This window comes from Veillonella parvula (genome assembly GCF_018366295.1).
GTDB lineage: Bacteria > Bacillota > Negativicutes > Veillonellales > Veillonellaceae > Veillonella > Veillonella parvula_P.
The window spans coordinates 573,274-594,665 of sequence record NZ_JAGZIJ010000001.1; the positions used below are offsets into that span (position 1 = coordinate 573,274).

The following is a 21,392-nucleotide window of genomic DNA, read 5'->3' on the forward strand; positions in this document are numbered from 1 at the left end:
ATTAATTACCTCCATTATTATCATTAGATACATTAAATATTTGCGCCGCAGTAGGTTGATTGGTAATCCGAGGGCGCTTATCGGATTCCTCAACTAGGGTAGGTTTGCCTGCTTTCTTAACTATCATGTCGCCTACCATATCATTAAATTGGGTTTTACCGATGGTCTTTTCCATCTGTGCCAATGTTAATGTCTTACGTTCATATAGAATGCTTTCATCGATGCCAGCTTTGATTAAAGTATCTATAGCAGCATCGGTGTCTTGAAAGGCTCGACTACCACGACCCTCTACTGCTTTCCAGCCAGGGACTGTCACTCCGTTAAGGGATTCGGTGAGTGCGTAGTCTTTCATATCCTCGAGCCAAGCAGCGACGTCTTTACCTCGACGAAGATATTCGCCGAGTTCTGTCATCGAGATAAGTCGAGGATCATGATTAGCAACTAGCGCACTGTGCAATGAGTCGTTTGCCTCATATCGGGCTTTGCACTGTTGTTTCGCCCTGCAGAATCTGCACCAGTCGCCGGGTTCAAATTTACCGTTGCCAGACATAGCCTCGTCTGCACGAGGTTTGACGAATGTATTACCCCACTCCAGTAGTTCTGCCGTAGGGATTTCCCATTCGCTGATATTATTAACACGGGGCTGCACGATAGTCATTTTGACCGTATTGAACATATAGAGTAATCTATACGCATCAATCGCACCAAGAGCGTATAACATCATTTGCGGATTGTGTTCCGCATCAACGACTACCCCTTTTCCGTGCTTGTAATCAACGATGTGCAAGGTGTCGCCGGATAGAATAATACAGTCAGCCGTGCCGAATCCATCGGGTACATAACGACTAAAATCAACGCGTTTTTCAATGGCTACTACTGGAGTTGCTGTGCAACCCAACATAACACCTTTGACATATTCAAGGTATGTTTCCGAGGTATCGTCCATTTCTGGTTGCCACAACTCATCCTTTTTGATTTTGTTGAACTTGCGAGTGTATGTGGATTTAGCCATGGCCGTGGTATACTTCTGTAGTTTTAACTCACACAGTTCGTGTGCCAGGGTTCCTTCCTTTGCATACACAGATGTACTATCGGGAAAGATCTCCTCTAGAAGAGGGGCGGCTGTACAATGCAGCCACCGGTGCGACCCCGATGCGTTTAATAATGCATGTGATCGAGGTGCCATTAGATTCTTGCCCCCAATCCTCTAATTGCATTTACTAATTCAGGGTATCTGTCCTCAGGTACTTCACCCAAGTATTGAACACCGAATTGTGCCATTAATTGTTGCAATTCTACAGCTTTCCCTGCGTCAAGTAATGGTGCAAGCGCCGCTTGAATTTCAGGCAATGTATACTTTTTAACTTCTTGAGATACCGGAGCAGTAACAGGTGTTTGCACAGGTGCGGTAACTGTTTGTACCGGGGTATCAGTTGCCACGCTGACAGTTGGTGCCGTAACAGCTACTTGAGTAGGAGTAACTTGTACAGCTGCATTAGGTACCGTCATGGATATGGAGTTTGGTTGCACAGCTACTGTTGTAGTAGGTACACCTTGATTTGTATCTTGTGGTGTAAGATTAGATACGCACACGGACGGTGCTGCTACTGTAGATACCACTGTATCTACCATGCCAGGGGCTTTATCATCCATTGCTCTATCGCTATCTACAAAACTTTTGAATTGATTTAACACAGCTTTTAGCTGATTATATACATCTAGTACATTAACTCCTTGAACTTCAACTTTAATCATTGTTTAACTCCTCCTGAATATTAATAATTGATTGGTTATAATACGATTCTTTTAGCTCGAACCCTAAAGCCCTACGACCCATACGAAGTGCCATAACTGGTACAGTACCGATACCGGCAAACGGATCAAGTACGATATCATTCGGATTACTCCACAATTCGATGCATCGAGCTACAGTATCTAGCTGCAGCGGGCATATGTGACGTTCGTCCTTATTGTCACGAGCTGCTTTATAATTCAGCGTATGCGTTTGACGGATGTCAGCCCATACAGGATTAGCGTATCGTCGCCATACTTGATGGCTATACATAGGCTCCGTATTGTATTTCTGCTTTTTATCAAACAACTCTGGATCAGGCGCAGGACGTTCAATTCCTTTGATGCCCTCAGGTTCCTCCTGCCCGAAAAACTGGGTAAACCCTTCTGGATGCGCGATGGGCTCCGGATTGTCACCAGGTTTACGCAACGTCACGATGTAATCGGGCGCCCCCATTCTACACATGGCAGAATCTTTTACAATTTGCTTGTGTAAAAGCCCTAGCGCCTTTGTCCGAGTAGCCTCAATGAGAGGGTCTTTCCAAATCGTGACTCGGGAATGCATCACGAATCCAGCATCCTGAAAGGCTCGAATAATGTCACCAGGAAAGTCTTTCATTCCGATAACACCGTCCCTGGATTTCGTGAGTGGTAAATCCATACAATGAACTGATACTAATCGCCCAGGCATTATTACACGATATAATTCAGTAATTAAATACTTGAAGTGCTGCCAAAACTCGCTATCAGTAGATGAGTTGCCCATATCCCTATCAGAATTAGAGTAGACATACAAACTACTAAATGGCGGGCTAAATATAGAGTAATGAACACTATCATCAGGTAGCCCTTTCAGCACTTCTACTGAGTCGCCATTATATATTGCAAATCGGGACTCAATTAACTGATTTAGCACGTTCACGTTGTAGGTCCTCCTTTGCTTTCTTATTTAGCGCTTGCAGCATTGCAAATCCAGCTAGGGCAGCTATAGCTTTATCCATACCTGCATCAACAGATAATCTAGTTAATCTGGCTGCTTTTAATTCATTGATATGGATGACTCTTATGTTATGATCCTTAGCATAAGCTAGCTCCAAATTGCACCCGGTTGAGTTCTCCCAGCCGTTGCACATTATGATTGCATCGCAACCACTTAGAAGGTCAATACACCAGCCTATGCCAGTATCATAATCAACCTTGTTATATAAATGCCCAAACATATGTATAGGTGATAGGAATATGTTATGCGTATCACTGCCAAAAGGTTCCTTTATCGGAAATACACCCATATCGTCCTGCAGCCACTTTAATACAGAGTCAGCATTCTTTTTATTTTTAGCCAATCCTCCGAATGGATGGCTGACGTAAATTTTAGTCATATAATAGCCCTCATTTCTGCCCAGTTAGGTAACACCATCGGCACACACGGATTGTATTCCGTTGCTTCCCGTCTAGTTTTAGATAATTCAGTACGAACAGCGTCACGAGTAAGCGCAATCATAGCGTCCCTCATTTTTATAGCATCCGCTTCCTTACGTTCGATATTCGCTTTAACCGCGCCTTCCTTTTCGGAAATTACAATATAGGCGTTCACCTCATGCTTCTGGCCAAATCGCCAGCATCGACGAAGCGCTTGATAATACTGTTCATAACTATCGGATAGTCCAACAAAAATCATATTGTGGCAGTTTTGCCAGTTCATTCCGAATCCAGCGATACTTGGCTTTGTTACCAAACATTTTAGGAATCCAGAACCAAAACCTAACATCATGCCCTGCTTTCGAGTCGCCTTATCACTACCTTTGACGTCCTCTGCGAGATCAATCATTTCTTTCAGCGTAGTTGATTCATCGTTAAGGTCGCACCACACTAGCCATTGCTCATTAGATGCATTGACTAAATCAGCTGCTGCTCTACATCTTGATTCAAGAGATGCTTTGCGAGCCCTGCGGCGTTCCAGTAAGGATAAAGTAGGGACATCATCACCTGTTTTATCAACAATAATTTCATGTACGTGTAACTCAGGCAATTCATAGCCATCATCTTCATAACCCAGGGAAGCCGGGTTATCTAGCACGACTGCCCATGACGCCATCCATTCCCAAAAGGTATTCTCCGCATGACCTTTTAATCGCCATTTAGCGGTATCGCTACCATCGTGCGTGAAATACATAGATAACATCTCATTACGGCTCATGATGCCGAGGAACTCTGCGTGATTGCCAAGTTCCATATAGTCATTCGGTGCAGGTGTTGCCGTACACGCTAGCCGATATGGCGTATTACTGAATCGATTAATCAAATCCGTACGCACTTTACCAGTGAATGATTTTAGGATACTTGATTCATCCAATACGACACCTATTAGGTTGTCGGTATTGAATCGTCCCAATTTCTCGTAATTTGTAATATTAACGCCTGGCACAATATCATCATCAGATTCGCATATAGTCACAGGAATATCGAAACGTTCACCCTCGGACTGTGTTTGAGCGGCCACAGCTAGTGGTGCTAATATGAGTACTGATCCACCTGTATGTAGATAAATCTCATACGCCCATGACAGCTGCATTAAAGTTTTACCCAATCCGCAATCTGCGAATATAGCAGCTTTACCTTTTGCCAAGGCCCATTTAACGATATCTCGTTGAAAATCAAATAGATGTTTGTTTAACATGCCTGAATCAATATCAAATCCATGAGATTCCGACATTTTAGATTTAGCGGATATGAACTCTTCATATTGTTGCAAATACGTCCTCCTTTAGATATAATCAACGTAGAATATTATTTTTCTAATTTGAGCTTGTTGATGTTGCCGCATCATCAGGCTCATTTTTTATGCCCAAATCCTCGCATTCATCAGGAATGCAGTAGTCTCGCTTTGGACAGTTGCTGCAATTTCGCAATTTAATCACCACCCTTCAAAGCACTTAAATCAAGCACCATCTCAGGCTTTCTAGCTTCCCATGTGTAATAATCTAATCCTGCTTCTTTTAGCTTATCGGCAGCAGCTCTACCTGACTGAGAGGCATAGATGAATCGATATGCGGCGTTACGTGTATGTTGAATAGCATATATTAGATCTTCATATGGTCTTACTACGGCGCATATGGCTGCCCAATTTTCATTTGGATCGTCATATAAAACTTGGCAACGGCTATTCAATCGACCAATTAGGGCATCCTTTGAAGGTAGCATATCGATAAATGCATCCCCGAAACCGGCATTCGATAGTGCTTCCGCAAATGTGAGAGCATTCGATAAGGCCTCTTCAAATTTTTTGAAGTCCTCCCTATTAGATAGGGCCTCTTCTAAAGCAGCAATCTTTTCTTTATGCAAAGCACTAAGACTTTCCTCACTAATTTGATACACAAATTCTATTAATTTTTGTTTGCTGACATAAGATTTTGTCATTTTCTGTCTCCTTTAGTTGTAATAAGGGTTTTTACAATAATCTCCGTGAGTTCTTACTCGTGGAATGTACGTGACATTTTCCTGCTCTTCAGCATCCATTTCGGCTTTATCTTTGTAAAAGCCATATAAGGATATAACGAGTCCGATTAACGATTGCAATATAAACTGTTCCCATCCAATATGGTCAACTTCTAAGGCGCCCATAGAACCTACGACCAAAAATGCCCCAAACAACATATATCCCATTATTCCTCGTCCTCCTCAATCCGTTCAGCCGTAATGCCATCTGTAGTCACGATAATACGGATTTCCGATTCATCATAATCACACATAAAATCTTGCAACTCATATGCTGCATCCATAATATTGCTATTGATGTGATTTAAAATACGATCAGATTCGATTGCTTTTAGATGTGCGGCCATTGCTGTTTCGTTTACTGGAATAGCTTTCATAATTACGTTTCTCCTATAACATCATCATTGATAAAATAGATGCTACTGCTGCCGCAGCCAAACTCAAATGCATTCCTGCGTCAATCCATGTCATGATTAATTCCTCCTAATGAATTCCTGCGGATTTAAACTCCGCATCAACTACTTTCACGTCCCAGCCTAATGAATGGACAAGGAACGTCCTAAATCCCTCTTTATCAATGACAAAGCTACGGGATTTCTTGCCCGGCGACTGCCAGGCATATGCAAACGGAAATCGGTCTCTTGCGATGCCCTCTCGGATAGCCGTTAGACTAACACCGAGCACGGTCGACATCTGGGCGACTGAAATCACTTTTCTAATCATGTGCACTGCCCCTCCTTTTACTTGATTTTAATTCAAGTTTCTAGTCAAAAAAATTTGGTCAACCGTACAGCCGAAGTACTCCGCCAATGCCACTACTTTACTAATGGCCACATTGGATATATCCTTTTCCCACGCGTTATACGTGGCAACAGATATGCCAAGATCGGCGGCAACTTGCGCCTGTGTTGCCCCTTTCCGAGCCCTCAACTCGGAAATATAAAATTTGTTTGGCATTACTACCACCTCCTTATCGTGACCTCATAATAACATGAATTAAATTCAAGTGTCAATAACGAATTTGATTTTTTTTCAAGTTTACGATAAAAAATATAAAATATAATTGAATTTAATTCAAATGCATTATATAATTAGTATATAAGTTTGGGAGATCGAGAGGAGGATATTATGAAACTTTCAGATAATATTAGGTACTTTAGGAAATTAAGAAACTTATCACAGGATGAGATTGCTAAACGGCTCGGGTATAAGTCATTTACTACTATTCAGAAATGGGAAACAGGAATGGCCGAGCCACCAGTAGGTAAATTATATGAACTAGCAGATATACTACATGTCAGTATCATGGACCTGCTAAAGGACAATTTAGATGCTGAAGAAAAGTTAACAGTGAGCACGAATTCCTATCACTACGTACCTGCATCTGTATCAGCGGGCGCGTTAACCACGATAGACGCCATTAACTTCATGCCTACCATATCTATCCCTGATTTCATGATGGGGCGCTATGCGGGCAATAAGAATATATTACTTATGGCTGTCAACGGCGAAAGCATGAATAATGTTATCCAAAATGGATCCGTTATTGCCATCTTAACAAATATAGAACTACCAGATATCCATGACGGAGATATTGTAGTTATTAAGAATGGAGGGGATTATACAGTTAAAAGATTCTACAATGACAAACAACATCAAGAATTTGTATTTAAACCTGATAGCTCGGATATGGCATTTCGGGACATCATATTTAGTTACGAGAATACAGATGACTTATACCTGATTGGTAAGGTTGTTATGTACAATGTAACTTTGTAAGAGATTAATATGGGAGATTAATAAGGGAGATAAACAATGAAATTCTATAAAATTTTATCTATCGCGGCATTATTTGCAACAGTTGCTAGTTCTTCATTTGCACAATTTATTGATGTAACCCCAGAAACGTATGATAAAATCTGGAGCACCGGGCAAAATTATAAAACTGATCGTAAACTTGAAAGCCCAATTAATTATGGAGTTGAACTTCGGAGTGGAGCTGGTGGCGCCGCGGTATTAATTACCCCAGCTACAATCACTAAATATGTATCATATTCCAAAGACGATCGTCTGATTTTTCCAGACGAATCTTTTAAGAAAGCCATACTAAACAGTAATGATTATGTATACATAGCTACATATGCACTTCATCTAAAGAATCCATTAGCCGGTACAGTAATGCCTCAACTACCATCACAACGATTACTTATAGAAAAGGACAATCAGTATATAATCCCAGTAGCGATGAATACCAAAATCTATGATATGATGCCGCATAGCTATGCCCTTGTCTACTATGCAATACCTAAACAAATAATTATGAACCCACCGTATACTATTAAATTTATTAATGGAAATGGCGATAAAATTGAAATACCTATTACCACTGATAAATTAGCAGAACTTATGGATAAAGAAAATAAATTAGTCTATAAGACAAGTGATTAATAAACGTAAAGCCCCTATCCGATACTACTCAGATAGGGGTATTTTAGGAGGTATGTAATTATGGCCATGAAACGCGCCAATGGTACTGGCACCGTGTATAAGATGAAACATAAGGCTCTACGTAAGCCATATCGAGCCGTGGTGACTCTTGGATACAATTCTGAGGGTAAACCCTTACGGAAATCCATAGGTACCTTTGCAACGCAAAAAGAAGCGTATAATGCCCTTGCCTTATTCTCTACTAATCCACAAATTCAAGAGGAACGCAAAATCACTTTTGGGCAGTGCTTTGATTGGCGTATGGAAGAAGCTGAACGCCAGGGGCTATCTAAAGGGCGTATTAAAAGCATGCACGTTGTCCGAAAATTGGTAGAACACCTATTTAATATCGAAATGAGAAACCTTAGGGCGGCGCATCTGCAGTCTATATTCGATAATTCGACGCACACAAAATCTTATCAAAAGTTAATTAAAGCGATCATAGTTTCGGTCGGCACACTTGCCGTAAAGCAGGAAGTCATCCCTCGTAACTACCTTTCTGATATTATCATCAACAAAAACGCAACGCCGATTAAGAAAGCTAACATATTTACAAATTTAGCGCTCTATGAGCTTTGGCGGCACGATGACGATATAATCTCCAAGCTAACACTCATATACGCCTACACGGGGCTCAGATTGAACGAATTACAAACAATTCGAGTTGATGATGTCCACATTAAGGAGCGGTATATGATTGGCGGTTCTAAAACGGAGGCTGGCCGTAATCGAGCTATCCCTATTGCAGAATGTATCTCCCCTTTCATCAAGGAACTCTACCAGCAAGCAAAATTTAAACGCTCCGAGTGCCTACTAGATGGCGTGATACATAAGGACATATACCGCAAGGAACTGCAAAAAAGATGTAAAGAATGGAACCTAGGCGAGCACAAGCCACATGATACCAGACATACTTTTATATCAATGTGCAGCAATATAGGTATTGATGAGATTATAATCAAGCGGATCGTCGGCCACGCTAACAAGGATAATATCACTGCAGATGTCTATACGCATAAAACACTACAACAATATATTGATGCGGTGAATAAGTTACCTTACGGAGGTGACCTATTAAAAGGTGAGCAACGGTTGAGCAACCGAGAAGAAATTAGGTGATTTATACCGTTTTGCAAAAATAAAAAGACCAGTAAACATAAGCGTTTACTGGTCTTTTAGATTTGTTGTACTATTCAGCGGAAATTACAGAAACTGGGCAAACGGATTCGCAAGAACCGCAATCGATGCAAGCATCGCCAATTTCGTATTTAGTTTCGCCTTCAGTAATGCAGGAAACTGGGCAAACAGATGCGCAAGAACCACATTTAATGCAACCATCAGCAATAACTCTCATAATTAGGACCTCCATCAAAATATAGATCAGAACTTTTTATTATCATTTAGAAAGGCACTTGCCTCAACTTATGTTCTCATTATCACACAGTTCAAATTGAAAGTCAAATGAAAATGATAAAAAATTATAGAATATTTTGCATAATAATTGTTCCTTTTTATCATAAAAAGCCTATATTCATATGCATTTTGATATTTCTTTTCATTTATGTAATTGAGTTTAATAATCAATAATTGAGAATGCACTAATTATCATTTCAATTAAAATACGTACTATTATACTAGGAATTCAATTATCAATATTTATTATCATAAAAACTATTTTTTTATTACAACAGATTTAACGCTTATCTATATTTTAATCTAACATATAAACTTCACTCTAAAAAAGGCCGAATCATACGATTCGACCTCATTTATATTTATAAAGTAAAGTAATATCTTTACTATTATTCACTATATAACAATAATACTATTTTTTTCTTATAGCACTTAGAAAGATGTTAAGAATGTTAGTGTACCTAAAATAACGCCTGCAAGGTTTGGTACGATTAAAATATAATCACGTTTAGGTGATTTTGTCCAACCATATAATACCCAGATCAAACAGGATACTGCTGCAAATAATGGTTGCCATGGTTGACTAGGTTGACCATGAAGATTAGCAATTATTTGTGGGATATAGGCTAAAAATACAAATACACCAATAAATGCACCAATAGAACCAACTAACATGTTAAATCTTTCTTTTGTCATAGATGACCTCCTTATTCAACATTACATTATTATATCTTACACAATATACTATATCATATTTTTTTCGATGTAGTCAATTGTGTAAAATTAATCATGCAAATTAGTTTAATTCATATTGCTTTTGATTACACTTATATGTAATCTATATTAAAATCATATAGACTAAAATCATAAAAAACGAGGCCGAATCTTACGATTCGACCTCGTGTGTGCTTGTATAGTAGAGTAACCTATTCCCTATTATTTACCAGGGAAGAATGGCCATACCATTGGAATGATAATTAAGCTTACTACGAAGCAAACTAAAATCAATGGAACGCCAGCTTTTACATAGTCAGTAAATTTGTATTGACCAGGACCAAGTACTAATGTATTTGGAGGTGTACCTACAGGTGTACCGAATGCGCAGGATGCGGCAACGCCGATAGCCATCAATACAGCATGAGGATCAGCACCCATACCTTGAGCAATGGAGATACCGATAGGAGCCAATAATGCACAAGATGCAGTATTAGACATAAATTGCGTCATAACACAAGACAAAATAAACAATACGCCTGTTGCAAAGTAAGGACTAGGATCGGAACCCATAACACCAATTACTGCATCAGCAATCATTTTACCTGCACCAGATTGATCAAGTGCAGTTGCCACTGGCATCATACCAGCAAACAAGAAAATTGTTACCCAGTCAATAGATGTGTAAGCTTGTTTTTCATTCAAACAACCAGTTAATACGCAAAGCATTGCACCAATAACAGCAACCATGCTCAACGGTAAGTTAATACCAAAGTGTTCTTTCAATGGTTCACCTAAAATCATGGCAAGGATTACACCTAAAAGAATAAGTCCGGAGAACAATTGTTTCTTAGGATCGTTAGAAATATCTTCAGCAGCTACTTCTTGTTCTACATCACCGGCATCAGTAATTTCATGTTTAGGTAATAAATGTTTACCAATGAGCATCATGAATACGATAGTAGCGATAGTCAAAGGAATGCCAATCCAAGCAAACTCAAAGAAACCAAATGGTTCAATGCCAAATTTAGTCAATGTACCACTTACAATGATATTAGGTGGTGTACCTACCATTGTAATGATACCACCGATACCTGCAGCGAATGCTAAAGGCATCAATTGACGAGATGCAGGTATCTTAGCAACAGCACAGATACCAACAACTACAGGAAGTAAAGCAGCTGTTGTACCAGTGTTAGATAAAAATGCGGACATGGTAGCTGTTACAAGCATAATCGCAAGCATCAAGCCATTTTCGCTAGTCCCTGCATGAGATACTACGGTTTCCCCAATTTTTTGAGCCAAACCAGTATAGAATAATGCAGCACCAACAACGAACATGCCTGCAAACAACACAACTGTACTATCAGATAAACCAGAGAATACAACCTTAGGAGTAATAATACCCATAAGGCCTAATGTAATTGCGCCGCCTAAAGAAGTAATAGCTAGAGGAATAATTTCCGTAACGAATAAAACAGCCATAACTGCAAGGACGATTAAGGTTTGTTCTGCAGTACCCATACATCATCATCTCCCTTCAGAGAAATGCACTGACATAATTATAAGAGATATAAAATATAACCTACGATACCAATGGCAGAGGCCATTATAAAAGTAATCCCATATCCCTCTCTTGTTTTAGGATACCCAAATAATAAAGTTTCACCAAGAAAACCTCGGCGGTTAAACCAAGAATATTTAGTTCTCTGCTGAAACCATTTAGCTTTACCTTCAGCACCGATAATCAGCGCAGTAATAAAAAAAAACAATAAATGCCCAAACAAAACAAATCAGTATTTTTAATTCAATTGATAACAAGTGACCACCTCTACTATATTTAAAGCACTAGAAGGTTATTCTGTGAAATCTTGCTAATCACCTAATGACCGATCTGAAAAGCATTTATTGCAAATATTCCCTTTTATGTATGATTACATAATGACCAAGGGCTTTTTGATTCACCAATAGGTGTACCAATTTAGGTACACCTGGGTGAATAATTATTAAATTATTAGTGGTTAGACAACATAGCAAGCATTGTACCTGCAGCTACTGCTGTACCAATAACGCCAGCTACGTTAGGACCCATAGCATGCATGAGCAAGAAGTTAGCTGGGTTAGCTTTCGCACCTACTACTTGAGATACGCGAGCCGCCATTGGAACCGCGGATACACCGGCAGAACCAATAAGTGGATTTGTTTTACCACCATCTACTAAGCTCATCAATTTACCAAATAATACGCCACCAGCAGTACCACCGATAAATGCAACTAAGCCTAAGCAGATAATAAGAATTGTTTGTACGCTTAAGAAATGTTCCGCACTCATTGTTAAACCAGTACCAGTTGCCAAGAAGATTGTAACAGTATTGATTAACGCATTTTGAGAAGTATCGGACAAACGTTCAGTTACGCCAGATTCACGGAACAAGTTACCTAACATCAACATACCTAAAAGGGATGTAATGGAAGGAAGCAATAAGGAAATGAAGATCGTTGCAACAATTGGGAACACGATTTTTTCAAAACGTGTAACTTCACGCAATTGCTCCATAACAATTTCGCGTTCTTTTTGCGTAGTGAAGAGTTTCATTACAGGCGGTTGAATCAACGGTACCAAGGACATATAGGAATATGCGGCAACCGCGATAGCACCTAATAAATGAGGAGCTAGTTTAGTAGCTAAGTAAATGGATGTAGGGCCGTCAGCACCACCGATGATACCGATAGCAGCTGCTTCTTGAGCTGTGAAGCCAAGCATCATTGCGCCACCTAAAGCAACGAATACGCCGATTTGAGCGGCAGCGCCTAAAAGCAATGTTTTAGGATTAGCAATGAGTGGACCAAAGTCAGTCATTGCACCTACACCTAGGAAAATTAAAGGTGGGAAGATTTCTTGGGAGATACCTGCGCTAATAAGTGCCATAACGCCTTCTTCGAAACCATTACGAGGAATATTGGCAAGTATACAACCAAACGCAATCGGACCCAACAATAAAGGTTCAAACTCTTTAGCAAATGCCAAATACAATAGGATCAAACCTACAAGAATCATAATAGCATTGCCTGTTGTAAATGCGAGGAACCCGCTATCTGTAATAACGGATTGAATCGCAACAGCAAAAGCCTCCATATGCGTTCCCCTTTCACAAATATAAAATTGTTAGATGACGTGGCGCAGCCACGTCATACAACACTTGGTATTAGCCAAGAACAACCATGTCGTCACCAGTGGATACAGTTTGGTTAGCAGATACGCGAACTTCGGAAACTACAGCATCATGTGGAGCTGCGATTTCATTTTGCATTTTCATAGCTTCAAGGATCAACAAAGTTTCGCCTTTTTTAACTGCTTGACCAGCAGATACTGCTACAGATAAGATTTTACCAGGCATTGGAGCTTTTACAGTTTCAGCACCTGCTGGAACTGGAGCTGCTGCTGCAGCAGGAGCTGGTGCAGGAGCTGCTTTAGGAGCTGGAGCTGCTGCTGGAGCTGCTTTAGGAGCTGCTGCAGGAGCCGCTGCTTTTACTTCATTAACTTCTACATCATATGATGTACCATTTACTGTAACGTTGAATTTTTTCATCTTAAATTCCTCCAAAATGTGTAGTTCCTACACAAAACTTATAAATATTTTTACACATATAAATTGAGTAATCCCACGGATTATCAAAATAGCCAATTATCTTATCGATTACCACGCAAACGGCCTTCCATTTTCCAATTGTAGCTTACGATTGGACGGATATGCGCGATTTGATCAGCGGAATAACCCATTGCCGCTAATGCACCAACGATTACTGCTACTACATCTTGAGATGGAGCTTTACCGTTAGTTGTTGTAGCATTGCTCATTACAAATGCCTCCTAAAAATATTTTAACCTCTACCGCTTAAGCGACCTTCCAAGCGCCATTTAGCACTGGTTGCTGTAGGTCGAATAGATGCAATTTGTTCAGATGAGTACCCCATCGCCACAATGGCACCTACGATAGCTGCTACTACTTCATCCTCATTTTGAGCAGATGCATTTGCTGGAGCTACAAAAGTAGCTGTTGGAGTAACAACAGGAGCAGTTGCTGCTGGTGCTTCTTTTTTCTTCCTAGTAGGATCGATTAAATGTACGATTTCCATAAGAATACCTAAAGCTATCAATACAGCAAATACAACTGTCATATTAATCGCCATGATTAACCAAGGATTGGTAGTAACTGCTTGTCCTTCCATAATCATTCCCCTTTCTAAAAAAGTAGTAAAGAAAGGTATCTCCCAAATTCGATGATATGTTTACCGAATCGAATTATAATGGAATATTACCATGTTTCTTTGGAGCACGGTTTTCGCGTTTACTTGCAAGCATTGCCAAAGCGTTGATAACTGCTGGACGAGTTTGTTTAGGTTCGATTACAACATCTACGAAGCCACGTTCTGCAGCTTTATAAGGAGTCGCAAACTCTTCTACATATTTAGCTGTTTTAGCATCTTTATCTTCGTCTTTCTTGAAGATAATATTAGCTGCACCAGCAGGACCCATTACAGCGATTTCGGATGTAGGCCAAGCATATACTTGGTCTGCGCCTAAATCTTGGGAACACATAGCGAGGTAGGAACCGCCATATGCTTTACGAGTGATAACAGTAATTTTTGGTACTGTAGCTTCAGAGTAAGCATACAACATCTTAGCACCATGACGAATGATACCGCCCCATTCTTGATTTGTGCCAGGCAAGAAACCAGGAACGTCAACGAAGTTAACGATTGGAATATTGAAAGCATCACAGAAACGGATGAAACGGGAAGATTTGTCAGAAGCGTTAATGTCCAAGCAACCAGCCATTACCTTTGGTTGGTTAGCGATGATACCAACGGATTGACCATCAAAACGAGCGAAACAAGTAATGATATTTGTAGCATAGAATGGTTGTACTTCATAGTATTCGCCATTATCTACAGTAGCTGCGATAACATCTTTCATGTCGTAAGGCATGTTACTGTTATCTGGCAACAAGCTATTCAAGCTTTCATCTTCACGAGTTGGATCGTCACCAGTATCTACCAATGGAGCATCTTCCATATTATTGGATGGCAAGAAGCCTAATAAGTAACGAATTTGAGCGATACAATCATCTTCATTTTCAGCTGCAAAGTGAGCAACGCCAGACACGGAGTTGTGCGCCATTGCACCACCAAGATCTTCAGCTGTTACTTCTTCACCAGTTACAGATTTGATTACTGCAGGACCAGTGATGAACATTTGAGAAGTGTTTTTAACCATGTAGATAAAGTCAGTCAATGCTGGAGAATATACAGCACCGCCTGCACATGGACCCATGATTACGGAAATTTGTGGAATAACACCAGATGCATTTGTATTTTCAAAGAAAATTTTACCGTAACCAGCAAGGGCATCTACTGCTTCTTGAATACGAGCACCGCCAGAATCGTTGATACCAACAATAGGAGCACCCATTTTCATTGCTAAACGTTGTACTTTAACGATTTTAGCAGCATGCATTTCACCAAGAGAGCCACCTTCTACAGTGAAATCTTGTGCAAATGCATATACTAAACGACCATCGATAGTACCATAACCTGTTACTACACCTTCGCCTGGTAATTCTTTCTTTTCTTGACCGAAGTTAACACAACGATGTTTAACGAATTGATCAAGTTCAACGAAGGAATTATCATCGAACAATTTAGCCAAGCGTTCGCGAGCAGTCATTTTACCTTGAGCATGTTGTTTCTCAACGCGTTTTTCACCGCCACCAGCTTTAACTTTAGCTAGTTTTTCGTGCAATAACTCGATTTTTTCCTGCACTGTTGCCATTATAGCACCTCCAAATAAAACTTGTTACAGTATCATTTTATTTCATAAATGAATAAAGTTCAAGAAGCATACATATTTAATATATAACGTAGGATTATATGTATATGTATATCTACAACTCATATATAATGATGTGAATTGGATACTGTATTATTTCATACGTTGACATAATTCAAGCAAAACACCGCCAGTTGCTTTTGGATGTAAGAAAGCAATTGAGGAGCCGCCTGCACCATAACGAGGTTTTTCGTCAATCATACGAACGCCTTTAGCCATCAAATCAGCAATAGCATTTTCAATATTATCAACGCGCAATGCAACGTGTTGGATGCCATCACGACCGCCATTTTTTTCGATAAATTTACCGATAGGGCCATCTGGAGTTGTAGTTTCTAAGAATTCAAGTTCAGCATCACCACAAGGGAAGAAGGATACTTTTACCTTTTGTTCTTCTACGATTTCGTCTTCAGGAAGATGTTCAATGCCTAATGCATTTTTATAGAATTCTTTAGTTGCTGCTAAATCATTAACACCAATACCGATGTGGTCCACTTGTAATACTTTAAAAGCCATTTTGATTATCTCCTTTTATAAGGCTAAATCTCTCATGCTATGTAGTCGCCGTCTACTTTAGCACATTTGACATAACGCCGTTAACAACTGTATATGGATCGCTCATGCGTTCATTTACAGCTGCCACTTGGCTATTAAATTCATCGCTAGTGACTATTTTTTCCGCCACATAACGACCAATTTGCTCATTAATCATTGCGATGATTTCATCACGCGTACGTTCTGCCCGGCGAGCATCCAACTCACCAGAGTCTTCAAGATACTCAAAATGTTCATCCAAGGCTTCGATGAGTTCATCTACACCTTGATCTTTGCTGGCAACAGTACGCTTAATCGGAGGTCTCCATTTGACTTCGCGAGAATCGAGATCAAGCATCATCTCGATTTCAACATTCAAACGATCGCAACCGTCCCGATCCGCTTTGTTGATAGCAAATACATCGCCAATTTCAAGAATACCCGCCTTGATAGCTTGGATATCATCACCGAGACCAGGAACTAGTACAACCAATGTAGTATCAGCATTTTTTACAATATCTACTTCAGATTGACCTACGCCTACAGTTTCAATAATTACTAAATCCATGCCAAAGGCATCCATGAGTTTTACAACGTCTGCAGTCTTTTTAGATAATCCACCAAGACTACCACGCGTGCCCATGCTTCGAATGAATACATTTTCATTTAATGTTAAATCATTCATTCGAATACGGTCCCCCAAGATAGCACCTCCAGAGAATGGGCTAGTTGGGTCGATGGCAACGATGCCGATTTTTTTACCTTGATCTAAATAATGTTTAACTACCTTATCGGTCAAAGTACTTTTACCAGCACCAGGGGCCCCTGTAATACCGAGAATACGTGCGTTCCCCGTTTTAGGGTAAATTGCCTTCATAATATCGATGGCATTATCATACTCGTTTTCTACAGCTGTTATGGACCGTGCTAAGGCTAGTCTAGAACCTTCAAAAAGGCCTTTAACTAAATCCATTCGCCTCACCACCTATCTTCGAATATGGGAATAGAGGGGAGCCAACTATTCGAGTTGCACCCCTCTTTGCCCAAGCAATTATTTTACGTTTTCTTTAATAAAGTTAACGATATCGCTAGTTGGTGTGCCAGGTGTGAATACTGCCGCTACGCCAGCTTTTTTCAAGCCAGGGATATCAGCGTCAGGAATAACGCCACCACCGATTACAAGAACATCCCCCATGCCTTTTTCTTTCAAAAGTTCAACAATTTTAGGGAACAATGTATTGTGAGCACCGGAAAGAAGAGATAATGCAACTACATTAACGTCTTCAGAAAGCGCTGCTTCAACGATTTGTTCTGGTGTTTGACGAAGACCAGTGTAGATTACTTCGAAACCAGCATCGCGAAGTGCGCGTGCTACTACTTTTGCACCACGGTCATGACCATCAAGACCTGGTTTTGCTACAATTACTCTAATACGTTTTTCTGCCATGATATATTACCTCCGAAATCAGCTGATATTATAATGTGGAATGAGCTTCGTATTCACCGAATACTTCGCGCAATACATTACAAATTTCACCCAAAGTAGCATATGTTTTAACTGCTGCAAGAATTAATGGCATCAAGTTAACAGATTCGTCAGCTGCACCAGCTTTCAAATCAGCTAAGGCTTTATCAACTGCGGCTTGATCGCGGTTAGCACGAACTGCTTGAGTTTTCTTAGATTGGTTAACACCTACGGAAGCGTCTACGCGAAGCAAGTCTTTTGGAGCTTCTTCTTCAACTTGGAATTTGTTTACGCCAACGATTGTGCGCAAGCCAGATTCAACTTCCATTTGCCATTTGTAAGCGGATTCTTGAATTTCTTTTTGGATGTAGCCTTTTTCGATTGCTACTACAGCGCCGCCCATTTCATCAATTTTCTTGATGTATGCCATAGCTTCGTCATAGATAGCGTTAGTCATAGCTTCAACATAGTAGGAGCCGCCCAATGGGTCAACTACGTCAGCCAAACCAGATTCGTAAGCCACGATTTGTTGAGTACGAAGGGCTACTTGTACAGATGCTTCTGTAGGAAGAGCCAAAGCTTCGTCACGGGAGTTTGTATGTAAGGATTGAGTACCGCCCATTACAGCAGCTGCAGTTTGAAGAGCAACACGAACGATGTTGTTATCAACTTGTTGTGCAGTCAACATGGAACCAGCTGTTTGAGTATGTACACGAAGCATCATGGATTTTGGTTTTTTAGCACCAAAACGTTCTTTCATGATTGTTGCCCACAAGCGACGAGATGCGCGGAATTTAGCAACTTCTTCAAGTACGTTATTATGAGCATTCCAGAAGAAGGAAAGACGACCAGCGAATGTATCAACATCAAGACCAGCTTTCAAAGCTGCTTCTACGTATGCGATACCATTAGCAATTGTAAATGCGATTTCTTGCACTGCCGTGGAACCTGCTTCACGGATGTGGTAACCGGAGATGGAAATAGTATTCCATTTAGGAACGTATTGAGAACAATATTCGAAGATATTAGTGATCAAACGCATGGATGGTTTTGGAGGGAAAATGTAAGTACCACGAGCTGCATATTCTTTCAAAATATCATTTTGAATTGTACCTTTCAATTCAGTGGAAGGTACGCCTTGTTTTTCAGCTACTGCAATATACATTGCCAACAAAACAGACGCCGGAGCGTTAATTGTCATGGATGTGGATACTTTACCAAGGTCGATGCCCTCGAACAAGATTTCCATATCTGCCAAGGAGTCAATAGCAACGCCTACTTTACCAACTTCGCCTTCAGCCATAACATCATCAGAGTCATAACCGATTTGTGTAGGCAAGTCAAATGCACAGGAAAGACCTGTTGCACCAGATTCGATTAGGTAGCGGTAACGTTTGTTAGATTCTTCAGCTGTAGCGAAGCCTGCATACATACGCATTGTCCAGAAACGGCCACGGTACATAGTAGGTTGTACGCCACGAGTATAAGGGAATTCGCCAGGCATTCCCAAATCGCGTTCATAATCAAAGCCTTCAATATCAACTGGTGTATACACACGGTTGTATTTTAAGTTTTGACGTTCTGGAGTTTTTGCGCATTTTTCGTCACAAAGTTTGTTGTACTCAGCAATTTGGGCTTTTAAGTTTTCGTAAGCCATGTTTTCATCATCCTCCTAAAAAAACAGGTTATTTTTTCATGCTTCCAGTTTCTGTGAAGCGTTTATGCCAAGAAAGAGCTTCATCAAGCAACATTGGTGTATGGGCATCCTTTGTTGCAGCTAATGCTTTTTCTAGGTATTCAGTTAACATAGGTTTGTAGTCTGGGTGAGCACATTTTTCAATAATCAAACGAGCTCTTTCCACTGGGCTCAAACCACGACAGTCAGCAACACCTTGTTCTGTACAGAAAATCATAGTGTCATGTTCTGGATGATCCACATGGGATACATATGGAACGATAGAACTGATGTCGCCATTTTTAGCAACGGAGTTGGTACAGAAGATAGTGAGATATGCACTACGTGCAAAGTCACCAGAACCACCAACACCATTCATCATTTTGCTACCCATAATATGAGTAGAGTTTACATTGCCAAAAATATCAAATTCGATAGCAGTATTCATGGCAATGACACCAATACGACGAGCAATACCAGGGTTATTGGAAATTTCTTGCGGACGAAGAATAATTTTTTTACGATATTCATCAATATTCGCATAGAAACGTTTCAATCCATCTGGAGAAGGACTCAATGCAGTACCGGAACATACAGTTACTTTACCAGCATCGATCAAGTCAAACATACCGTCTTGAATTACTTCTGTATAAATAGATAAATCTGTGAAAGGCCCTTGAGCCAAGCCACTGATTACCGCATTTGCTACAGAGCCCACGCCGGATTGCAATGGAAGCAAGTTTTTAGGCAAACGACCTTCTGCAATTTCTTGTTCAAAGAATTTGATAAGATGTTGACTCATTGCCTTTGCATCATCATCAATAGCAGCTAAAGGTCTTGTTGTATCAGGTACATCACTTGGAACCACAGCAATGATTTTGCTAGGATCACAAGGTATTGCTTCTGTACCGATACGATCGCCGGCCTGTTCCAACGGAATTGGTTTACGATGTGGCGGATCCAACGGTTCATAGATATCATGCATACCAACTAAAGATAATGGTTGAGATACATTTACCTCTACGATAACCTTTTTAGCTTGACTAACAAATGTTGGAGAATTACCAACAGAAGTAGTTGGTACTAAAGAACCATCTTCGTTGATTTGACATACTTCAATAATTGCTACATCTAAATCCCCGAAAAATCCATAACGAATATTTTGTGCCATTGTGCTTAAATGCATATCGATGTATTTAACATCTCCACCATTTAAAGCCTTTCTCATATCTTTATTGGTTTGATATGGAAAGCGGCGATTAATACCATTAGCACGAGTTAATGCGCCATCAGCTTCATCACCTACGGAAGCACCTGTCCACAAATCGATTTTGAATGGTTCTTTTTCCATTCTTTCTGCCAATGCCAATGGCACAACTTTTGCATAACCCGATGGTGTAAAGCCGGAAATACCAACTTTATCATTAGGGTTAATCAACTGAGCTGCATCATAAGCAGTGACAATTTTACCTTGCAGGTCCACATTTTTTACGCGGTCTTTGATGTCTATCACCATAACCATCTCCTTTAAGAGTAACATTGTTAAACGACAATTGAATCTCTTTGGTCTAATACGTTCCTTAAACCGACTTCATCGTAGTCCACATCCAATGTATTGTCAACTTATATGACTAAAATGTATTTTTTATCACACTCCGACTGTGCATTATGACCAAAACGCATAGGTTTTTACATTTTCACATAAGTTTTATTCACACCGATATAACTCACAGGAATTATCAATTTAATAGTATATATTGTTGTTTTTTATATATATCGAACTATCTCAATACAACATATAGAGCCTTATCAATATAATAAAAAAATAATATATACAAAAACTGACCGCTACACCTCCTATAAAAATATAGATATACAAAAAACCGGTTTTCAAATGCAAGCAATAATGTTCAATTATTCTAACATTA

At 40.0% G+C, this 21,392-nt stretch carries 26 protein-coding genes and 1 pseudogene; 3 read left to right on the forward strand and 24 right to left on the reverse strand.

What is annotated here, in order from left to right:
- Position 1: 1 nt before the first annotated feature.
- From KHY58_RS02790 to KHY58_RS02835, 10 genes are all read right to left on the reverse strand, one after another.
- Positions 2 to 1,186: a DUF2800 domain-containing protein gene (locus tag KHY58_RS02790; protein WP_278471850.1), complete on the reverse strand. Its 1,185-nt coding sequence runs from the start codon at positions 1,184 to 1,186 to the stop codon at positions 2 to 4.
- A complete protein-coding gene (locus KHY58_RS02795) occupies positions 1,186 to 1,755 on the reverse strand; it encodes a hypothetical protein (RefSeq protein ID WP_278471851.1) in 570 nt (189 codons plus the stop codon). The genes KHY58_RS02790 and KHY58_RS02795 overlap by 1 nt, the downstream gene beginning before the upstream one ends.
- On the reverse strand, positions 1,748 to 2,713 hold the full coding sequence (locus KHY58_RS02800) for a site-specific DNA-methyltransferase (RefSeq protein ID WP_341458537.1): 966 nt from the start codon (positions 2,711 to 2,713) through the stop codon (positions 1,748 to 1,750). The genes KHY58_RS02795 and KHY58_RS02800 overlap by 8 nt, the downstream gene beginning before the upstream one ends.
- The gene (locus tag KHY58_RS02805) at positions 2,688 to 3,170 is read right to left on the reverse strand and encodes a DUF4406 domain-containing protein (protein WP_278471852.1); all 483 of its coding nucleotides are present in this window, start codon (positions 3,168 to 3,170) and stop codon (positions 2,688 to 2,690) included. Before KHY58_RS02805 ends, KHY58_RS02800 begins: the two co-directional genes overlap by 26 nt.
- Positions 3,167 to 4,543 carry a DEAD/DEAH box helicase gene (locus KHY58_RS02810; RefSeq protein ID WP_278471853.1) on the reverse strand — a complete coding sequence of 459 codons (1,377 nt, stop codon included), beginning with the start codon at positions 4,541 to 4,543 and terminating at the stop codon, positions 3,167 to 3,169. Before KHY58_RS02810 ends, KHY58_RS02805 begins: the two co-directional genes overlap by 4 nt.
- Positions 4,544 to 4,701: 158 nt before the next feature.
- Positions 4,702 to 5,133: a hypothetical protein gene (locus KHY58_RS02815; protein ID WP_278471854.1), complete on the reverse strand. Its 432-nt coding sequence runs from the start codon at positions 5,131 to 5,133 to the stop codon at positions 4,702 to 4,704.
- A gap of 87 nt (positions 5,134 to 5,220) precedes the next feature.
- Positions 5,221 to 5,454, reverse strand: a complete 234-nt coding sequence (locus tag KHY58_RS02820) for a hypothetical protein (protein WP_278471855.1) — start codon at positions 5,452 to 5,454, stop codon at positions 5,221 to 5,223.
- Positions 5,454 to 5,663, reverse strand: a complete 210-nt coding sequence (locus tag KHY58_RS02825; protein WP_278471857.1) for a hypothetical protein — start codon at positions 5,661 to 5,663, stop codon at positions 5,454 to 5,456. The genes KHY58_RS02820 and KHY58_RS02825 overlap by 1 nt, the downstream gene beginning before the upstream one ends.
- 106 nt (positions 5,664 to 5,769) lie before the next feature.
- Positions 5,770 to 6,009, reverse strand: coding sequence for a hypothetical protein (locus tag KHY58_RS02830; protein WP_077707734.1), 240 nt, complete (start codon positions 6,007 to 6,009; stop codon positions 5,770 to 5,772).
- A 27-nt stretch (positions 6,010 to 6,036) separates the two neighbouring features.
- Positions 6,037 to 6,243 (reverse strand): helix-turn-helix transcriptional regulator, encoded by a 207-nt coding sequence (locus KHY58_RS02835; protein ID WP_004697581.1) that lies wholly within the window; start codon positions 6,241 to 6,243, stop codon positions 6,037 to 6,039.
- A gap of 171 nt (positions 6,244 to 6,414) precedes the next feature.
- On the opposite strand from KHY58_RS02835, the gene KHY58_RS02840 reads away from it, so the two are divergent.
- Genes KHY58_RS02840 through KHY58_RS02850 form a run of 3 tightly spaced genes read left to right on the forward strand, consistent with a single transcriptional unit; the run spans position 6,415 to position 8,892 of the window.
- A complete protein-coding gene (locus tag KHY58_RS02840) occupies positions 6,415 to 7,065 on the forward strand; it encodes an XRE family transcriptional regulator (protein ID WP_278471861.1) in 651 nt (216 codons plus the stop codon).
- A 36-nt stretch (positions 7,066 to 7,101) separates the two neighbouring features.
- Positions 7,102 to 7,734, forward strand: coding sequence for a hypothetical protein (locus KHY58_RS02845; protein ID WP_278471864.1), 633 nt, complete (start codon positions 7,102 to 7,104; stop codon positions 7,732 to 7,734).
- A 60-nt stretch (positions 7,735 to 7,794) separates the two neighbouring features.
- Complete coding sequence (locus tag KHY58_RS02850; protein WP_278471867.1) at positions 7,795 to 8,892, forward strand: tyrosine-type recombinase/integrase; 1,098 nt, start codon at positions 7,795 to 7,797, stop codon at positions 8,890 to 8,892.
- 70 nt (positions 8,893 to 8,962) lie between these two features.
- Here the strand turns inward: KHY58_RS02850 and KHY58_RS02855 are convergent, their stop codons facing one another.
- The 14 genes and pseudogenes from KHY58_RS02855 to KHY58_RS02915 all read right to left on the reverse strand — a co-directional run bounded on the left by KHY58_RS02855 (position 8,963) and on the right by KHY58_RS02915 (position 20,980).
- Complete coding sequence (locus KHY58_RS02855) at positions 8,963 to 9,127, reverse strand: DUF362 domain-containing protein (RefSeq protein ID WP_004696472.1); 165 nt, start codon at positions 9,125 to 9,127, stop codon at positions 8,963 to 8,965.
- Between the two features lie 491 nt (positions 9,128 to 9,618).
- On the reverse strand, positions 9,619 to 9,882 hold the full coding sequence (locus tag KHY58_RS02860; protein WP_004696474.1) for a SemiSWEET family transporter: 264 nt from the start codon (positions 9,880 to 9,882) through the stop codon (positions 9,619 to 9,621).
- A gap of 240 nt (positions 9,883 to 10,122) precedes the next feature.
- Positions 10,123 to 11,424 (reverse strand): SLC13 family permease, encoded by a 1,302-nt coding sequence (locus KHY58_RS02865; protein ID WP_004696476.1) that lies wholly within the window; start codon positions 11,422 to 11,424, stop codon positions 10,123 to 10,125.
- Positions 11,425 to 11,462: 38 nt separating this feature from the next.
- Positions 11,463 to 11,721, reverse strand: a pseudogene (locus KHY58_RS10000) (hypothetical protein).
- Between the two features lie 193 nt (positions 11,722 to 11,914).
- A complete protein-coding gene (gene mmdB, locus KHY58_RS02870) occupies positions 11,915 to 13,036 on the reverse strand; it encodes a methylmalonyl-CoA decarboxylase subunit beta (RefSeq protein WP_008601435.1) in 1,122 nt (373 codons plus the stop codon).
- 70 nt (positions 13,037 to 13,106) lie between these two features.
- On the reverse strand, positions 13,107 to 13,490 hold the full coding sequence (gene mmdC / locus KHY58_RS02875; RefSeq protein WP_278471870.1) for a methylmalonyl-CoA decarboxylase subunit gamma: 384 nt from the start codon (positions 13,488 to 13,490) through the stop codon (positions 13,107 to 13,109).
- Positions 13,491 to 13,591: 101 nt separating this feature from the next.
- Positions 13,592 to 13,759 carry a methylmalonyl-CoA decarboxylase subunit epsilon gene (mmdE, locus tag KHY58_RS02880; RefSeq protein ID WP_004696483.1) on the reverse strand — a complete coding sequence of 56 codons (168 nt, stop codon included), beginning with the start codon at positions 13,757 to 13,759 and terminating at the stop codon, positions 13,592 to 13,594.
- A gap of 23 nt (positions 13,760 to 13,782) precedes the next feature.
- Positions 13,783 to 14,130: a methylmalonyl-CoA decarboxylase subunit delta gene (mmdD, locus tag KHY58_RS02885; protein ID WP_024061998.1), complete on the reverse strand. Its 348-nt coding sequence runs from the start codon at positions 14,128 to 14,130 to the stop codon at positions 13,783 to 13,785.
- Positions 14,131 to 14,203: 73 nt separating this feature from the next.
- Positions 14,204 to 15,733: a methylmalonyl-CoA decarboxylase subunit alpha gene (mmdA, locus tag KHY58_RS02890; RefSeq protein ID WP_004696486.1), complete on the reverse strand. Its 1,530-nt coding sequence runs from the start codon at positions 15,731 to 15,733 to the stop codon at positions 14,204 to 14,206.
- 150 nt (positions 15,734 to 15,883) lie between these two features.
- Positions 15,884 to 16,306, reverse strand: coding sequence for a methylmalonyl-CoA epimerase (gene mce, locus KHY58_RS02895; protein ID WP_004696488.1), 423 nt, complete (start codon positions 16,304 to 16,306; stop codon positions 15,884 to 15,886).
- A 52-nt stretch (positions 16,307 to 16,358) separates the two neighbouring features.
- A complete protein-coding gene (gene meaB / locus KHY58_RS02900) occupies positions 16,359 to 17,297 on the reverse strand; it encodes a methylmalonyl Co-A mutase-associated GTPase MeaB (RefSeq protein WP_024061999.1) in 939 nt (312 codons plus the stop codon).
- Positions 17,298 to 17,375: 78 nt separating this feature from the next.
- Positions 17,376 to 17,771 (reverse strand): cobalamin B12-binding domain-containing protein, encoded by a 396-nt coding sequence (locus tag KHY58_RS02905; protein ID WP_004696492.1) that lies wholly within the window; start codon positions 17,769 to 17,771, stop codon positions 17,376 to 17,378.
- A gap of 28 nt (positions 17,772 to 17,799) precedes the next feature.
- Entirely contained in the window at positions 17,800 to 19,446 is a 1,647-nt protein-coding gene (locus KHY58_RS02910; RefSeq protein ID WP_024062000.1) for an acyl-CoA mutase large subunit family protein, read from the reverse strand.
- Positions 19,447 to 19,474: 28 nt separating this feature from the next.
- Positions 19,475 to 20,980: an acetyl-CoA hydrolase/transferase family protein gene (locus KHY58_RS02915; protein WP_101928845.1), complete on the reverse strand. Its 1,506-nt coding sequence runs from the start codon at positions 20,978 to 20,980 to the stop codon at positions 19,475 to 19,477.
- Positions 20,981 to 21,392 lie beyond the last annotated feature (412 nt).

Excerpts from the sequence above, each read along its gene's own strand:
- KHY58_RS02820 (WP_278471855.1), bottom strand. The coding sequence starts at position 5,454 with ATGGGATATATGTTGTTTGGGGCATTTTTGGTCGTAGGTTCTATGGGC.
- KHY58_RS02915 (WP_101928845.1), bottom strand. The coding sequence starts at position 20,980 with ATGGTGATAGACATCAAAGACCGCGTAAAAAATGTGGACCTGCAAGGT.
- KHY58_RS02855 (WP_004696472.1), bottom strand. The coding sequence starts at position 9,127 with ATGAGAGTTATTGCTGATGGTTGCATTAAATGTGGTTCTTGCGCATCT.
- KHY58_RS02795 (WP_278471851.1), bottom strand. The coding sequence starts at position 1,755 with ATGATTAAAGTTGAAGTTCAAGGAGTTAATGTACTAGATGTATATAAT.
- KHY58_RS02825 (WP_278471857.1), bottom strand. The coding sequence starts at position 5,663 with ATGAAAGCTATTCCAGTAAACGAAACAGCAATGGCCGCACATCTAAAA.
- mmdB (WP_008601435.1), bottom strand. The coding sequence starts at position 13,036 with ATGGAGGCTTTTGCTGTTGCGATTCAATCCGTTATTACAGATAGCGGG.
- KHY58_RS02790 (WP_278471850.1), bottom strand. The coding sequence starts at position 1,186 with ATGGCACCTCGATCACATGCATTATTAAACGCATCGGGGTCGCACCGG.
- KHY58_RS02840 (WP_278471861.1), top strand. The coding sequence starts at position 6,415 with ATGAAACTTTCAGATAATATTAGGTACTTTAGGAAATTAAGAAACTTA.
- KHY58_RS02805 (WP_278471852.1), bottom strand. The coding sequence starts at position 3,170 with ATGACTAAAATTTACGTCAGCCATCCATTCGGAGGATTGGCTAAAAAT.
- mce (WP_004696488.1), bottom strand. The coding sequence starts at position 16,306 with ATGGCTTTTAAAGTATTACAAGTGGACCACATCGGTATTGGTGTTAAT.
- mmdC (WP_278471870.1), bottom strand. The coding sequence starts at position 13,490 with ATGAAAAAATTCAACGTTACAGTAAATGGTACATCATATGATGTAGAA.
- KHY58_RS02845 (WP_278471864.1), top strand. The coding sequence starts at position 7,102 with ATGAAATTCTATAAAATTTTATCTATCGCGGCATTATTTGCAACAGTT.
- KHY58_RS02910 (WP_024062000.1), bottom strand. The coding sequence starts at position 19,446 with ATGGCTTACGAAAACTTAAAAGCCCAAATTGCTGAGTACAACAAACTT.
- KHY58_RS02905 (WP_004696492.1), bottom strand. The coding sequence starts at position 17,771 with ATGGCAGAAAAACGTATTAGAGTAATTGTAGCAAAACCAGGTCTTGAT.
- KHY58_RS02830 (WP_077707734.1), bottom strand. The coding sequence starts at position 6,009 with ATGATTAGAAAAGTGATTTCAGTCGCCCAGATGTCGACCGTGCTCGGT.
- KHY58_RS02860 (WP_004696474.1), bottom strand. The coding sequence starts at position 9,882 with ATGACAAAAGAAAGATTTAACATGTTAGTTGGTTCTATTGGTGCATTT.
- mmdE (WP_004696483.1), bottom strand. The coding sequence starts at position 13,759 with ATGAGCAATGCTACAACAACTAACGGTAAAGCTCCATCTCAAGATGTA.
- mmdA (WP_004696486.1), bottom strand. The coding sequence starts at position 15,733 with ATGGCAACAGTGCAGGAAAAAATCGAGTTATTGCACGAAAAACTAGCT.
- mmdD (WP_024061998.1), bottom strand. The coding sequence starts at position 14,130 with ATGGAAGGACAAGCAGTTACTACCAATCCTTGGTTAATCATGGCGATT.
- meaB (WP_024061999.1), bottom strand. The coding sequence starts at position 17,297 with ATGGATTTAGTTAAAGGCCTTTTTGAAGGTTCTAGACTAGCCTTAGCA.
- KHY58_RS02850 (WP_278471867.1), top strand. The coding sequence starts at position 7,795 with ATGGCCATGAAACGCGCCAATGGTACTGGCACCGTGTATAAGATGAAA.
- KHY58_RS02865 (WP_004696476.1), bottom strand. The coding sequence starts at position 11,424 with ATGGGTACTGCAGAACAAACCTTAATCGTCCTTGCAGTTATGGCTGTT.
- KHY58_RS02835 (WP_004697581.1), bottom strand. The coding sequence starts at position 6,243 with ATGCCAAACAAATTTTATATTTCCGAGTTGAGGGCTCGGAAAGGGGCA.